Source organism: Nitrobacter sp. JJSN (genome assembly GCF_051912485.1).
Lineage (GTDB): Bacteria > Pseudomonadota > Alphaproteobacteria > Rhizobiales > Xanthobacteraceae > Nitrobacter.
On the sequence record NZ_CP196822.1, the window covers coordinates 951682 to 967159 of the forward strand.

The following is a 15478-nucleotide window of genomic DNA, read 5'->3' on the forward strand; positions in this document are numbered from 1 at the left end:
CGCCCGTTTAACCCTCGCGTCACCCCAAAGTTCCCGATGGAACCGCGATCTTGTTATGGCGTTACCTTTCTTCGTGCGAGACTTCGTCACCGACGAAATCTTGGACAGTCGTGCTTGGGTTTGAGGCGTGGGGATGGATGTTTATTCAAAAGCGCGCGACCTTGGCATCGATCTGGAATTTGTGGACGGGCAGGGCCACCGCCATGTGGTGAATGGTGAGCGGCTTCGCGCAATTCTCGACGGTTTGCCGCCCCCTCCACGACATCCGTATCTGAAGCAACCAGTCGTTGTTATCGTCGACGCTGGCGATTGTCACGTGCCGGTGGATTCTGAGGTGAATGGAATCGGTTGGCGGCTCGTTGGACGTAATGCGGTGCTCGCGCGAGGACGTGTCGCCCGATCGATGATCGATCTGCCGCATTCGATGGCAATCGGTCCCTATCGGCTGGAACTCGAGAATGAGAACTGCGATACGATTGATTCGATTCCGTTGCTGGTGACGCCTGCGGCGGCCTATCAAGGCTCGTTCGAGAGAGTATGGGTTCTGTCGGTTCAACTCTACGGGCTATCGTCATCCCGCAACTGGGGAATTGGCGATTTCACGGATCTCGCCGCACTGATCGAATTGGCTGCGGAGTGGGGCTGTGCGGGCATCGGACTCAATCCGCTTCATGCGCTGTTCGATGACCGCCCGCTCGAATGCAGCCCCTATGCACCGAACAGCCGGCTGTTTCTCAATCCGCTCTACATCGATCCCGAGCGGTTGCCGAATTTTGCGGGCGCTTGGCTGGCGCAGCATCGCGAACAACGCGATCAGGCCCGCCACGGCGTACTGATCGACTACGCGGCCGTCGCGGAATTGAAATTCGCAGCGCTCCGGTACGCGTTCGAGGCCTTCAACACTGAAGATGCGACCGCTCGAGTCGAATTCGAGGCGTTCAGGCAGGAGCGCGGCGAATTGCTGCAACGCTTTGCCTGCTTCGAAGTGTTGCGACGGCAATTCGCTCCATTGCCGTGGTGGCAATGGCCGGAGGAGTGGCGTCGCCCTGAGGATGCGCGAATTCATGGCTTTCGAAAGGGTCCGCAATGTGCCGAGATCGAATTCGTGGAGTTCGTGCAATGGTGCGCGGCAATCCAGTTGCAGTCATGCGCTGACCTTGCCGCTGAGCGCGGAATGGCGGTCGGGCTTTATCTCGATGTCGCTGTTGGGGTTCAGGCCGGCGGGTTCGATGCGTGGAACGAGCAAAATGCCATCTCGCGCGGGCTTTCGGTTGGTGCGCCGCCCGATCAGCTCAACACGGCAGGGCAGGATTGGGGACTGGCTGGTTTCAATGCCGCTGGACTGGAGGCGAGTGGCTTCGCACCGTTTCGGGAAATGCTGCGCGCCTCGATGCGTTTTGCGGGAGCGATACGGCTGGATCATGTCCTCGGGCTCAATCGGCTCTATCTGATACCTTCCGGTGCGTCGCCGCGGGATGGCGTGTATGTCGAGATGCCGTTGGACGCGCTGCTCGGCGTCATCGCGCAGGAGAGCGTCAGTCAGCGCTGCATCACGATCGGGGAGGATCTGGGAACGGTGCCGGATGGCTTTCGCGACATTCTCGCGGCATGGGGCGTGTGGTCCTACAAGGTGATGATGTTCGAACGCGGCCATGACGGCGCTTTTATCGGGCCGTCGGGCTATGCCGCCAACGCCCTTGTTACCTTCAACACGCATGACCTTGCGTCGTTCGCAGGCTGGCAATCGCATTCCGATCTCAAGGTCAAGCGGGAGCTTGGTCTCGATCCAGGCGAGTCGGAGGCGGAGCGGGCGCACGCTCGCCGAGCGTTTGAATGGAAGCTCGGCGAAGAACATATCGGACCGAAGAATTTTTTCGGGGCCGTTGAATTTCTCGCGCGCACGCCGTCGCGCATTCTCGCGATCGCGCTCGACGATCTGATTGGATTGAAGGATCAGCCGAACATTCCGGGCACGATGAATGAGCATCCCAACTGGCGGCGGCGGCTTCCGGTCGAGCTGAACGATCTCGGCCGTTGCATCGATCTCGACGCGCTTCGGCACGCGCTCCGCATTCGCTGAAACGCCTCACGGTTCGAAGCGGGGCACGCAGGCGTGTGCCCCGCGCCGTCACAGTCTGATGTTATGACGCAACCGCCTTGACCGTGGGCGGGCTTTCCCGGCCAAGCGGATCCACGATTGTGACATAGACACTGGTTGCACCGTTCGATGCGGCTGCTCCTGTCCACTGGAACGCCGGATTGGTGGTCGGCACCCCGTCGGCCAGCAGGGTCGGCGCTGCGCCGTCTTGCTCCGCCCACAGTCGGATGCGGTAGGGGCCTATTGCTTGCGGATGTGCGACGGGCACGTCGGCGATGAGGACTTGAAGCGTAAACCCGCCCCCCGAAGCGACGACGGTGGCGGTGATCGAAGCGGCGTCGAGCGCAGCCGGCGCGCTGGTCGGTGCGTTCACCACAGTGGTCGGCGCGGAGAGCAGGCTGAAGGCTGCGGCCGCATCCCCGACTTGCGTGGCGTTCTCGGCTGTAATCGCTCCCGGCGGCGGAAGCATCGTCGCACCGCGAGGAAGGCGTCGCTCCGCCGGCAAGCGAACTTCCGCCCACCACGTATAGCGCACGAACGGAAGGAGTCCCGACGTGTCCACGAATGTCGCTGCGAAGCGGGGCGCACTGCCGCTGCGATCGAGCGAAAGCGGACGGATACCGCCGACCATGCGCGCATAGAGCGGATCATTGACCGCGCCGCTGGCGCGGCGGAGACGATAGTGAGGTGGGTTCGCTGCGGTTGGCGGCTGCGTGAACAGTCCAGGCTCCGCCGCCGCAATTGCACCAAGGTCGAATCCCATCGCCACCACCGTCAGTTCCGGCTTGCCGGCGGCGTTCACGGTGAGGGTCAGGCGCGGCATTGGCGGGCGCCTGTCGTTCGGCACGGCGACCGGCACGAGGCCGCAAGCGTCGAAGTTCGCCTGGGCTCCGGCATCGGTCTCCGGCACGATGCGCAGGAATCCGACCGTCTGCAGTGCCCGCGGCAGCGTTGTTGCGAGGCGAGCGCGTCCGTCGCTGTCGGCGATGATGGGCGCGTCAGTAATGAGCCGGAAGCGATCGGCACGACCGTTCAACTGGCCTTGCTGCTGCTTTGTGAAGCCGTCGAGCGCCACAGTCGCACGGGTGGCGGCTGCGGGCAGATCAAGGCCGCGCTGATCGGCGATCCACGCCCGATAGGACTGCCCCGGTGCCGCCGGCCACGACAAGCGCAATTCGACGTCCGGCGAAGGACCGGGCCGGCTGGTCCAGATGATGCCGGGACCGCAAGGCGTCGGCCGCGGGTGTCGGCCGTCGGTGATGGTGATGGTCTGCGCGGCCTGCGGCGACGAGGTGCCATCATCATCGACGAAGTAAGCGGTGAGAGGCCACGCGCCGCTCTGTTGCTGAGCGAGCGACGGTAGTGCAAATACCTGTGCGATCATCGTCCCGGGTGTGGCAGCGATGGTGCGCGTATGCCCCGCGAAGGCGAGCCCAAGTTTTGCGATCGGGCGGCCGCCGATACCGATCGAATTGTTGTCGGGAACGGGCACGCGCACGTCGAGCGAGCCCGGCGACAGCGCGCCGGGGGCCTGGTCGTCGAGCACCGCGCGCAGCGGCATGGCGCGCAGCACTGGCGGCGGCGGAGCAGGACGGTCGGGATCGGGCACGTCGATATCAGCGGGATCGCCGAAGCGGCCGAACAGATCGCCGGAGCAAAAACGATAGATATTTTTCGCGCCGGATGAGATGGGCGCATCGGATGCAATGCTGTGTCCTTCATTATCCTCGCCGCGCAGCAACACGACATGTCGCCGCGCGGTCTTCGTCTTGATGCAGCGTGTTCGCGGTTTAAACCCCTTGCCGTCGTCCCGTGCCATCGCGAGCAGCGGCGCGAACGGCGTGGTCGACAAGGTGAAGCCTTGCCGGAACGAGGTGCTGATGCCGCTCGCCGCCGCGATCCAGTTTGCCTTTGCGAGCGAGACGCCGGGCGCCGGCAGCGGATCGGGAAGCGGCACCGCGCCGGCGGCCGCCGTGAAGCAGCGGATCTCAAAACCCTTGTCGCGCAGCTTGTTGGCGACGTCACTGGCGCCGGTGAGGTCGAGCACGCGGTCGACCATCTCCTGTTCGTCCGCGTCGAGCGGCGGCAGCTGGTCCGCGAGCCGCGTGACGAACTTGAACGGCCCGAACTCTATTTCGGAGATCACCCGCTGCGGATCGACTGCGAACACGCCGGCGACGACGAGCCCGATCAGCGGTTGCGCCATATCCGGGCGAATGGCCTTGCCGATGTTGTCCGCGAAGCCGAGATAGCGCGCGAAGCCCGGATCGCAGATCGGCATCAGCACGCTGTCGAGTTGCGGAACATCGGCGCTTTGCGGCGGCGAGCTGCCCTGGTTCGGCACGGCAAGTGTCACGTTCCAGGGCGCGTCGGCGGGAGCGCGGACCACTGCCTCCAGCGCGTCATCGACTTCGGCGCGTTGGGCCTCGATCCTGGCCACTTCGTCGTCGGGCCCGAGCGGACCGAACGGTCCGTCGGGCTGGTCGAGCGCCGTATAGCGGAGCGGCGCGCTGCGCGCGACGCGTTTGAGACCTTCCTTCTGCGTGATCCCGCCGTAGTACCAGCGGCAGTCGCCGGGAATGGGCAGCGGCAGCGTGACGATGGGCTTCTCTTCGCGGATCCGCTCGGTCGACTTCGAATAGATCGCATAGACCTTAAGACGCGCTCCTGCGGTGTCGCCGCTGAGACGCACCCGGCGCGTCACCGGTCCGCCGACGATCGCGGCCGGCTTAGAGCGCCGCGCGATCAACCCGTCTGTGTCGGGATCGAGCAGCGAGATGGCGGTCTTGCCGCCGCCCGGAGGAACGGCTTCGACAGCGACGTAGCGGGTCGTGTCGCGCTCGGCCTCCGGCGGCTCGATCGGGATCGTCCTCTTGAGCAGTTTGGGGTCGCGCGGCGGTGTGACGGTTTTGGTGCTGACCGGCACCTGCCAGACCAGCCACGGCGCGAGTGGAAGGCCGAGCAGCGGCGATGACTGGATGCGGACATGAACGCCGTCCGGCAGGTCGGCGTCGTTCTCCGCTTGCAATGCGAACAGCGCGAGCCAGGAGGGCGAAGCGAAGCGGATCATCGGGCTTCTCCCGCGAACAGCGGTGCTTTGGAAAGGGCGAGGAGTCCTGTGAGTGCCGCGATCGTCCCATCGGGTCGGTAGTCTGTCATTTCCAGCCGCAACATGGGTTGGTGACTGAGGGGGATCGGTAGCTGTTTCACGCCTCCTGGCACGATCTTTTGGCTTGCGTGACCGGCAATCGACGAGGGCGTGACCGGCATCGTGGGCGATTGCGGTGTGGTCTTGCCGATGATGGTTTTTGCGGCTCCGATCCGCGTCGTCACGATCTTCGTTGTTGGTTGCGCAAGCCGTTTGAAAATCCCGCTCGGGATTTTGCTGCCGGGAATGAGATGACCAAGGTCGAGCCACGGCGCCGGCAGGAACGGCGTATCGGTCAGGAACAGAATGCGCGAGCCGGAGCGGTCGCGGAACTGGCTGTTGAAGTTTACAGCCGGATGACTCGGCGACAGAACGGCGGTCAATCGATCCACGGTGCAGCGGCCGTCACGATGGATTGGTTCCGGCGATTCAATGAGAACGCCGGCGCAATCCCAGCCGCTGTCGTCGGTGCGCGGAAGCCACAAGAGACTGGTGCGCGGCGTCTCCGCGATCGGCCATCCTTCGAGGCCGATCTGACGGAGCGCATCGTCGAACGCACCGTCGTCACCCAGCACCGGCCCGCGCGCAAAGCCGGATACGGCCTGGATTTCGAGATCGCCCGTCGGCGTTCCGGATGCGCTCGCGCCGAAGCCCAAGGCTACGAGCATGTCATTGGGCGCGAACCAGCGCGACGTCTGGAAGCTGACACCAGGCAGCCGCGCCGCGGGCGCGCCCGCGATGGTCGATTTGATGTGGACGTAGAACTCGTACCAGGCGCGGGGCTGAAGCTCTGCGGTGGCGTCGAGCGTGAGACCGGGCTTGGGCACCGGGCAGGGCGGTGTGCCCGCGACTACGACCTCGCCGTCGATCAGGCCGACGCCGGTTGCGACCTGATAGCGCCGCTGGTCGGCGCCGCTCAGGAATGCGGGATTGAGCGCCGCGCTGAAGTGGGGAAGGATGAGCAAAAGGTTGCCCGAAGCATCCGCGGTGTCGGTGCGGCGCAGGCCAAGCTGAAGCGTGTAATTGTATAGTCCGGCGAGCGCTTCCACGTGACCGACATCGAAATGCGCGCGCAGCGGATCGTGGCGGAAGCGCGCCACCTCGCTTTGCGCGGGCTCGTAACCGGAAAGGTGACGCTCCAGCAGCTCCGGCGCGAATCTATCCTGTGCGCGATGGAGCGTCTGAAGGTGACCCGGTAAACCGAACTGCAGGGCGGCGATCGGCTGGCCGTAATAGACGCTTCCGCCGGGCGCCGGATGAGGCAGCGGCGCTGGCCTTGGAGGCACCGGCGTGGTCTTGAAGAAATAGCTTCGTTTCATAGGCAGCGTCGGATCGACATCTGAACTCGAGGTCGCGGCCGGAACGCGAATGCCGTACATGATCTGCTTGTAGAGCGTGCCGGTCCACGCCAGTTCTACATCGATGCGATAGGTTTTGCCGGGCTGCAGCAGGCAGCGCGAGGCGCCGCTTTGATGCGCCGTATCGGTGGGCGGGCCGTCGTTCGCGGCTTGCTGCTGGGTGGCTGCCGCTGCGGCCTGTGCATCGTTGCGCGCCTGTGCAGCCGCGAGCGCCGTTGCTGTCATGCCTTCCAGCCCGAGCAGGCCGAGCTGTTGTGTCGCCGGCCACTCAATCCGCAGCGCCGTCACCGTACCTGGCGCCTTGAAGATCAGCACCCTCTGGCCATTGCCGATGTCCTTCGTGTCCGGATACCACGCCTGGCTCGGGCTCTTGGGGTCGTACACGCGCACGAGGCCCGGTCCCTTGCCGTTGAGACTCGCGGACGGCGCCCACAGGAAAAGGAAGCCGTTGCTCGCGATCGGCTCGTCGAGATAGATCGTGGCGTTGAAGCGCAGGTTCAATCGTTCGAATGCGAGTTCGTTGCCATCGGCCGGGATCGCGTATTCGAGCAGCAGCACGCCGGCGAATTCCCGTTCGACCTTGGTCGGCGAGGCGAGGGACGCGGTGCGCGGCTTCAGGTAGTTCACCATGTAAGGTAGCGCCTGCCGTCCGACCTCGTCCAGCGGCGTGACCGTTTCTGTATCCAGCAGCGTGAAGCCAGGTGCCAGCAGCCCGCCGATGCGACTCTGCGTCGGATCGGCGCTGATGATCTCGGGCGGCAAGCGCCAGAGTTCTTCTTGTGCGACCGCATCGATGCCCAGCGTCCAGCCGATGCGCGCTCGTGCGTCGGGCCGGCAGATATGGCCGACCGCGCCGATCGGATCGCCCGGCAGCGACTGGCCGGGGTCGCTCATGCGGTCGATGAAGAACGTGCCCTTGATGTCGAACAGGATCAGCTCGGCCGGTTCCGCTGATGTGCCGGGGTTGCCGGTGCGGCCTGCTTGCCATGCAGCGCTCAGTTCGCCCGATACCAGCGTGCCGGGGCCATGCTCGTCGCCGGTGACATCGAAAAGCTGGAGGCTGCGCAGCTCCCATTGATAGTCGAGCAGATTGCTTCCGAACGGGCGAGCACGGTCGCCTTCCGGATACTGATCGATGGTCGGAAACTGCGTGCCGCCGCAGCCACTGGCAAGATGCGGCGGAAATGCGAAGCTGAGCGCGATGAGCGCGTCGGGCCAAACCGTTTGCGCCTCCTCCGGTGACTGCCCCAGTTGATAAAGAAGCTGATACTTGTCGTCGATCAGCATGGCATTCTGGCCGACGATCTGTCCGCCTTCGAGCCGGTCGAGCGGCAGCGAGGTCGGAGGCGGCACTTTAAGCGGCGGTTCGGAGCCGAATTTCAGCTCGACGCATTTGCGGATCTTCGTGAATAGCAGGTTCACATGCCCACAGACTTTGGCATAGATCGATGTGTTGCCCTCGGAGATCAAGGCTTGCAGATCGGCCGAAACGCCAACGGATACCGGACCGATATGCGCGGAGCCGTCGACATGGCCGAAGCCGGCGAGGATCAGCGGACTCGTCGCGACCAGGATATCGGCCGATGCATGGACCTCAGCCCACACGATCGGTCGAGGACCGAAGCTTAGATCGAGACCGAAGCCGAAGGCGAGGATGAAGCCGTCGAAGCTCGTAGGACCGCCGCGCGGCCACTTCTCGATGCCGTCGCCGCGCAGCATGAAGTAGCCGTACGCGCCTACGTTAAAAATGTCCGGCAAGACTCTGACAGTCGCTGGACCGATGCCGCGCCCTTGTCCGTTGTAGCCGTCGGCACCCATGTAGAGGTACCAGTCGGACGTGTCGCCGGTGACAGGGAAACGTCCGCCGGACGGAATCTTCGCCGTCAGCAGCACTGGAATATTCAGCGTGCCGGAAATGCCGAACGTCACCGCGTCGGCGGGATCGACAATGATCGCGCCGCGTAGCGCGATGAAGGTGGGATCGGGGTCCGGCTTGTGCGTGATGCTCATGCGGCCGGAGAGTATCGTTGCGTCGATGGCGCCGAGCACGACAAGGTCCGGCACCGTCAGGAACAGACCGGCTTTGGCGCTGAAGGCGAACCCCATGTCGGGCAGCGTCCCGACCACGGCTTCCAGCCCGAACGTGAAATTGCCGGGCAACTCGTTGAACGGCTCGGGGCTGCCGGGCGGCGGCGGCTCCTGCGGGTCCCAGAGCAGCGCGTGCTCGATCGGGTCCTCGCCCGGAGCCGGCGGTGCGATCGTGGTCGCGATGCCGAACGTGCCGCCGACGCCGAACAGGCCGAGCCCGCTGTTGGCGAGCGGCAACGGTCCCGGCAGGTCGGCGGCGAGTTCGAGCAGCACCATCTGGCCCTGAAGCCGCAGCGATGCCTCGGCATTGAACCCGACCGGCACGACGTTCACGCGGATCATCGCCTCGAAGCCGCCGTTGCTGACGCTGACCTTGCCTTCGCCTTCGATGACGCCGGGCATGGTGATCTGCGCATCAAGGCCGCGGATGCTGGCGATGATCTTGTTAGTCTCGGGGTCGAGCGTCGCACGGATGGTCGCTCCGGAGACTCGCACCGGACCGAGATTGAGCTTGAAACGCAGATCGACCTCGACCCAGATCGAACCGCGCCCGCTGCGCGAGCCCAGCACGTCGAAAAGCGAGCCGGGGCCTCCGACGAGCCAGTGGCCGGGATCCTCGACCTCCATGGTGGCGTGCCGGTAGTCGAGCCCGATCATGCCGAGGCCGCTTCCGGAATGGTCGAGCGAGAGCACCACGCCGCGCAACCGGATGCGCAGCGGCTCCTCGGGCGCGAGCGAAACCGACATCACGCCGAGGTCGATTGGGTGGATCACGACATCGACCGCGTAGTCGAGCGTGAAGGTCTGCTTGTCGGTGAGCGAGAGGCCCTTCGGTTTGCCTTCCGTGGCAAGCTCGACGCCATGGACCACGAGGCGGCCCTTGTCGTTGAGCAGCGTGCTGAGCGCCATCCCGGCGGTGAGCAGCGCAGCCGCAGGTGTCCCCGCGCCGGCGCTGCCGAGATTTTTCTCCGCGATCAGCGCGGTCGCAAATGCGCCGGCAGCGATGAAGCCTTTCTCGGCGGTGCCGCCGCCATCGGCGCTGACGGCGAGAATGCCATTCTCGCCCTGCGCCTCGATGCCGATCGAAAGCCGCGTTGGAGCGGCAGCGTCATTGGTCTCGCGCGAGAAACGGGCGCGCGCAATCAGCGGCCGGCTTGCGAGGACATGCAATGTCCCGCCACCGACGTTCTCATGGTACTGGTCGACCGGCAATTCCACGGCGACCTCGACCAGCGTGGGAAGGAAGGAAGCAAGACCGGTCGCCGTTGGATCGACGCATTCGATGCGTACGGTCATCGCTGGCTTGCCGTCGCGCGGCGGCACATGGGCCTCCGCCGACAGAGCGATGCCGACGGGATCGAGTCCGATCTCGATTTGCGCATTGACGGCGGTGCGATCGAACAGCGGCACGCTCTCGGGCAGGTAGAAGCGTGCGTTGCGGATCGACAGTCCCTTCCACGCCGGCGTATCGCCGGGCAACACGATCGGATGGCCATCGACGGATGCCGGCGGCGCGGCGGCTTGCGTGCTCATGTCGATGAAAAAGCCATCCGGCAGTTCGAGGCCGAATCCGCTCGATCCCAGCATTACGGTCGGCGGATCGAGAGTGAGCTTGACCACGCCGTCCGGCTGATCGATCGACGGCCCGAGGCGCATGGTCGCCTGCGCACCCTTCCGGCCCTCGATCACGAGTGCGATCGTCGCACCCATCACCTTGACCTGGCCCGCCGTCGCGGTGAGCCATTCCTCGCCGCCGGCTACGCCGTTGTGGATCGCAGGCGTGAATGCACGTCCTGCGCTGTCGGCCACCAGATCGGCTAAGCGAGTGGCAGGAGGTACCTGTCCGAGGTCGAAGGCAAGATCGAAGCCGTCCGGGCGAAGCGCGAATCGAAACGGCAGCGGCGGGCCGAGCGGCGCGAGCGAGAGATCGAAGAACAGCGGATGCGCGGCACCCCCCACTTGCGCGGTGCCGCTGTATGCGCCGTCGACCGGACCAGTAATGACGCCGGGATCAACTTCGAGTCCGCTGAGGAGTGCGTCAATCTTCGACGTTAGCAATATGCCCTGAAGCCAACCATTGCCTTCAATCCATGATCGTAAAGTCGTCAAAATGTCCTCCGCCGCTCAGGGACGCGACACAAAAATTTCCGTCAAACGAATTTGAAAACGTTAACTGACACAATTTTAGAGAACCGATGGCCGGGCGAAACGGGGAAAATAAGAGACGAGCGAAACTCAGCGAATCAACGCTTACAGAGTGTCGATCAAAGTCCGCTTTTTTGTGACAAATGCCGTTCATGTCATACGAACGGTGCCGTGGCGCGGCTCTCCGTTCGGAACATCATCTCGCCGGAGCAATGAAACGAACTTCTGACCACCACACTAGGGATAGCCGTGCAGCATCAATCGGTCTGCACGGACTTCCCAACTCTCGAGCCGGTTGAGGAAACTCATCCCGAGAAGGTTGGTTTTCATCTGGCCGCGCGGAACCACGAGCGCGGGCACCGATCGCTCGACAAGCTTTCCGACCGCAAGCCGGTCGAGCGTGAGGCGTGCCGCGCGCGCACGTCCACCGGCCGTTTCGACGTCCACGTCGTAATTCAGCAATTCCAGCGGCAGCCCCGCTGCTTTCGCGGTCTCGTAGGTGAGGACGACGGAGGTTGCGCCGGTGTCGATGATCATCGAAGTTTTCACGCCGTTGATCTTGGCGTGCAATGTAAAATCGCCATTTTGGGTGCGGGGAATCTGGACGCTACGTGGAGCCCCCGCACCGGCCTCGCGCAGCACCGTCGAGACTAGGCTTCTTGCAGCTGATATCCGCGTGGGATCGCCATAGGCGACTACGGCTCCCGCCGTCGCCGCCAGCATTGCGATCACGAGCAGGATACGGATCACAACGCACCTGCCAGGTTTTCGGTTACGGTTCGAGTTTCGTGCGTGCCGCCGGAACGGCTCTTTCCAGACCTGCTTCCGCCATGCGGGCCGGCAGCCCCGCCATGATCGAGAGCCGCTCCGCGCTTTCGATTTGGCCCCACCGCGCAATTTCGGCAAGCGTGCGACCGCAGCCATGACAGAGGCCGCTTTGGGGATCGATCGTGCAAACACCTGTGCATGGCGTTTCGATGCTCATTCAAGACCATAATGACCATTCGTTCGCTCTCGCAAGCCTCAGCCAGAGTCTGGTTCAACAGCGTTGAATCAGATTCTGGCCTCATCGTTTTGATCGAGCATGATCTTGTCCGGAAACCGGTTACCACTTTGCGCTGGCGCGGCCCTTCGGGTCGGGATCATGCTCTAAAGACCTGTTCCGGCATTCATGATCGGCTTGTTCCGGAGGCGGCGTCGCTCATCTGCTGCCGGATCGGCCGTTTGCGTGGGTTGAAGCGGCGGAGCGTCCTCCGCCATCGGGGCCAGAGCGGACATCACGCGCTCCGGCGGAAAGGTAACAATGACCTCGGTGCCGATACGGAGCTTGGACCGCAGGGTGAACGTACCGCCGTGCATGTCGACCAGGCTCTTTGCGATCGGCAATCCGAGACCTGCGCCTTGTTCGGCGGATTTGATCGAATTCGACCCTTGCCCGAACGACGCCAGCACGATCGGGATTTCGTCTTCCGCGATCCCGGAGCCGTTGTCCTTGACACTGAGGTATTGCCCGCCTGAAGCCGTCCATCCGACCTTCAGCCAGATCTCGCCGCCTTGTGGCGTGAATTTGATCGAATTTGACAACAGGTTGAGCACGATCTGGCGCGTGGCGCGTTCGTCGCCCCAGATGCGCGGCATACCTTGTTCGAACACTTCATGAATTGTGATGCCGCGGCTGGAGGCCCGCAGCTTCAGCAGGTGATGACAGTCTGCGACGACATGGACCAGGGACACCGCTTCTTCGTTAAGTTCGTAACGGCCGGCCTCGATCCGCGACAGGTCGAGGATTTCGTTGATCAGATTCAGCAGGTGAACGCCGGAATTATGAATGTCAGCCGAATAGCTTTTGTAGACCGCGACCGCGTGCTCGCCGAAAATCTCGCTCTTCATCACTTCTGAAAATCCGAGGATGGCGTTCAGCGGCGTCCGCAGTTCGTGACTCATTTGAGCCAGGAATCGTGATTTTGCGACGTTGGCCGATTCCGCGCGATGTCGCGCTTCATCCGAAATGGCCTTCGCCTGTTCAAGTTCACCGATCAGGGCGTCTTTTTCCGCGCGCGCTTCCAGCGTCGCCAGCGTCGTGGAATGCAGGCGATGCGCGAGCAATGCGAAGTAACCTTCCGCGGCCAATACCAGAACGGCGAGAATGTAGTTGTTGAAGCTGCCGCCGATAGCAAACTTCAGCGCGATCGCCGATGTCACCGGGGCGGTTGCGGCAAAGGCGGCAATAGGCAGACTGGCGGCGAGCATGCTCGATACCGCCACGATCAGCAGCATCAGAAACATCATCACGGTATTGGTGACCGGATCCGAACCGGCGGGATGAACCAGGATCGTCGTCCAGCACAGGCCGTACAAAAGATCGAGCAGGATGAAACGTGCGCGCCATTTGCGCGTGCTGGTGGACGCCGACTCCTTGAGATAATTGTTGCAGTTGTAGATGATGACGGCATGGATGCAGAGCATTCCGAATGTCCATGCCGCCGCCGGGGCGGCTTCCATCCAGAAACCGAACAGCACGCCCGCCACGACCACAAGCAGCATCACCACGAACGACGCCGACAGCCGTGTTTGCGCATATTGACGGAGCAGTTCGTGATCGAATGCCGGGCGGGTTCCGCTTGTCGAGGTCAACCGGTCCCGCGCTTCGCGAACCCGCTGCGTGGCGGCGCGGCGATGACGTGCGGACGGTACAATCGCGGGGGCGACCGGAAGCTGCACGACTTCAGGTTTATCGGCGGGGGTACTCATCAACCAGACACAAATCCTGCACGCGGCCGCGCGAACCTTTTACTGTTCCATTTCTCGCGCCAAATCCTTAAGGGCTGCCTTAAAGTGCAGGATATTTCGGTTAATAGGCCGTTAAATCCTCCTGAAAATAGGACTTTCGACCCGGCAAACGCCGGGCCGCAGCCATTTTGAATCCCGCAGCCGTTAACGCTCGAGCCGCGCCAGAAGACTGGACGTGTCCCAGCGGTGGCCACCCATTGTCTCGACTTCCGCGTAAAAGGCATCCACCAGACTCGTGACCGGAAGGCTGGCACCGTTCAGGCGGGCCTCGGAAATGCAGATCGAAAGGTCCTTGCGCATCCATTCGACGGCAAAGCCGAAATCGAACTTGCCTTCGTTCATCGTTTTGTAGCGGTTTTCCATCTGCCACGATTGCGCGGCACCCTTCGAGATCACCTCGACCACCGAATTGACGTCGAGTCCCGCCTTCTTGGCGAAGTGGATGCCCTCGGACAGCCCCTCCAAGAGGCCGGCAATGCAGATCTGATTGACCATCTTGGTCAACTGACCTGCGCCCGCCGGACCAAGCCGTTTGCACATCCTGGCATAGGCCGCGATGATCGGCTTGGCGCCGGCGTAAGCATTCTCCGTTCCGCCGCACATCACCGTGAGAACACCGTTTTCGGCGCCGGCCTGTCCTCCCGAGACCGGAGCGTCGACAAAACCGAAGCCGCGCCTGGTCGCCTCGGCATCGAGTTCGCGCGCGACCTGAGCGGAGGCAGTCGTGTGATCGACAAAGGTCGCTCCATGCTTCATTCCAGAAAAGGCGCCGCCGGCGCCGATCGTGATCGCACGCAAGTCGTCGTCGTTGCCGACGCACGCCATCACGAAATCCTGACCGGCAGCGGCGGCTTCCGGCGTCGGTGCGGTTTTGCCGCCGAATTTCTCGGTCCATGCCTTCGCTTTGGCCGGCGTTCGATTGAACACGGTTACCTCGTGACCGCCCTTTGCGACGAGATGTCCTGCCATGGGGAATCCCATGACGCCGAGACCGAGAAATGCGACTTTAGCCATGTCCGAACCTTGTTCAAAATTCTGGGTTTTTGCCGTGATTGCGGCTGAGCCTGCTGAGCGGCCCATTTGCGGAGAGCGAGAAGAACGTGTCGCGATCAACTGCTTGCAAAAAATATCGCTCACTGCACAGCATATCCCTCGAGGCTGCTGCGGCAAAGACCGGAAAATCCTGAAACGGTGCGGACACAACAATGATACGATCGGACAGGTGAGGGTTGTCGCTGGCGGAATTCCAAGGTGTTTCAAAACGGGTTAGAGTTGAGTTGGGCAGTCGGATAAAGGAACGGCGCGACATGAGCGTGGGCATGCTCGATCATTTCAATATCCGGACCCGCAAGCTTGCCGAGACGGTGCGCTTCTACGAGGAGATTCTCGGTCTGACCAAGGGCGATCGGCCGGACTTCGCGTTTCCGGGCGCATGGCTCTATAGCGAGGGCAAGCCGGTGGTTCACCTCGTTGATATCTCACCGACGTCCGAACCGCAAAAGCCGGACGCCGGCGTTGTCCATCACATCGCCTTCGCGAGCCGCGATTTCAGGGGCATGAAGCAGCGTCTCCAGTCAAAAGGGTTCGATTTCAAGGCTCGCGAGATCCCCGGCGGAGCCCTCTGGCAGATTTTCGTCTGCGACCCGAACGGCGTGATGATCGAACTCAACTATGATGCGGCGGCTGAACGGGATTGACCCCTCTGCGGCTTTGCTGGTCCACCCAAACCCGCCATTAGATTAGTTGAGCAAGGGCGTTGACCGCCGTGAGGCGGGTAGCCATGTTGAGCCTGTTTCGAAGCTATTGGTCCGATTCCAACATTTGATCCCGTTGCGGCAGGCGCTCTTGCAA

General features: G+C 63.0%; 9 protein-coding genes. 2 read left to right on the plus strand and 7 right to left on the minus strand.

Features of this window, described 5'->3' with window-relative positions:
* Positions 1–133: 133 nt before the first annotated feature.
* On the plus strand, positions 134–2080 hold the full coding sequence (gene malQ / locus ACSZOQ_RS04715) for a 4-alpha-glucanotransferase (RefSeq protein WP_439924874.1): 1947 nt from the start codon (positions 134–136) through the stop codon (positions 2078–2080).
* Positions 2081–2141: 61 nt separating this feature from the next.
* Here the strand turns inward: malQ and ACSZOQ_RS04720 are convergent, their stop codons facing one another.
* From ACSZOQ_RS04720 to ACSZOQ_RS04750, 7 genes are all read right to left on the minus strand, one after another.
* On the minus strand, positions 2142–5168 hold the full coding sequence (locus tag ACSZOQ_RS04720) for a hypothetical protein (RefSeq protein WP_439924875.1): 3027 nt from the start codon (positions 5166–5168) through the stop codon (positions 2142–2144).
* The gene (locus tag ACSZOQ_RS04725) at positions 5165–10801 is read right to left on the minus strand and encodes a hypothetical protein (protein WP_439924876.1); all 5637 of its coding nucleotides are present in this window, start codon (positions 10799–10801) and stop codon (positions 5165–5167) included. Before ACSZOQ_RS04725 ends, ACSZOQ_RS04720 begins: the two co-directional genes overlap by 4 nt.
* Positions 10802–11074: 273 nt before the next feature.
* On the minus strand, positions 11075–11587 hold the full coding sequence (locus ACSZOQ_RS04730; RefSeq protein WP_439924877.1) for a TIGR02281 family clan AA aspartic protease: 513 nt from the start codon (positions 11585–11587) through the stop codon (positions 11075–11077).
* Positions 11588–11609: 22 nt separating this feature from the next.
* A complete protein-coding gene (locus tag ACSZOQ_RS04735) occupies positions 11610–11822 on the minus strand; it encodes a DUF1289 domain-containing protein (RefSeq protein ID WP_439924878.1) in 213 nt (70 codons plus the stop codon).
* A 164-nt stretch (positions 11823–11986) separates the two neighbouring features.
* The gene (locus tag ACSZOQ_RS04740; RefSeq protein ID WP_439924879.1) at positions 11987–13588 is read right to left on the minus strand and encodes a sensor histidine kinase; all 1602 of its coding nucleotides are present in this window, start codon (positions 13586–13588) and stop codon (positions 11987–11989) included.
* 183 nt (positions 13589–13771) lie between these two features.
* Positions 13772–14641 (minus strand): NAD(P)-dependent oxidoreductase, encoded by an 870-nt coding sequence (locus tag ACSZOQ_RS04745; protein ID WP_439924880.1) that lies wholly within the window; start codon positions 14639–14641, stop codon positions 13772–13774.
* Positions 14642–14654: 13 nt separating this feature from the next.
* Entirely contained in the window at positions 14655–14936 is a 282-nt protein-coding gene (locus ACSZOQ_RS04750; protein ID WP_439924881.1) for a hypothetical protein, read from the minus strand.
* On the opposite strand from ACSZOQ_RS04750, the gene ACSZOQ_RS04755 reads away from it, so the two are divergent.
* Positions 14935–15324 (plus strand): VOC family protein, encoded by a 390-nt coding sequence (locus ACSZOQ_RS04755; protein ID WP_439924882.1) that lies wholly within the window; start codon positions 14935–14937, stop codon positions 15322–15324. The two genes, ACSZOQ_RS04750 and ACSZOQ_RS04755, sit on opposite strands and share 2 nt — an antisense overlap.
* The last annotated feature ends 154 nt before the right edge of the window (positions 15325–15478 follow it).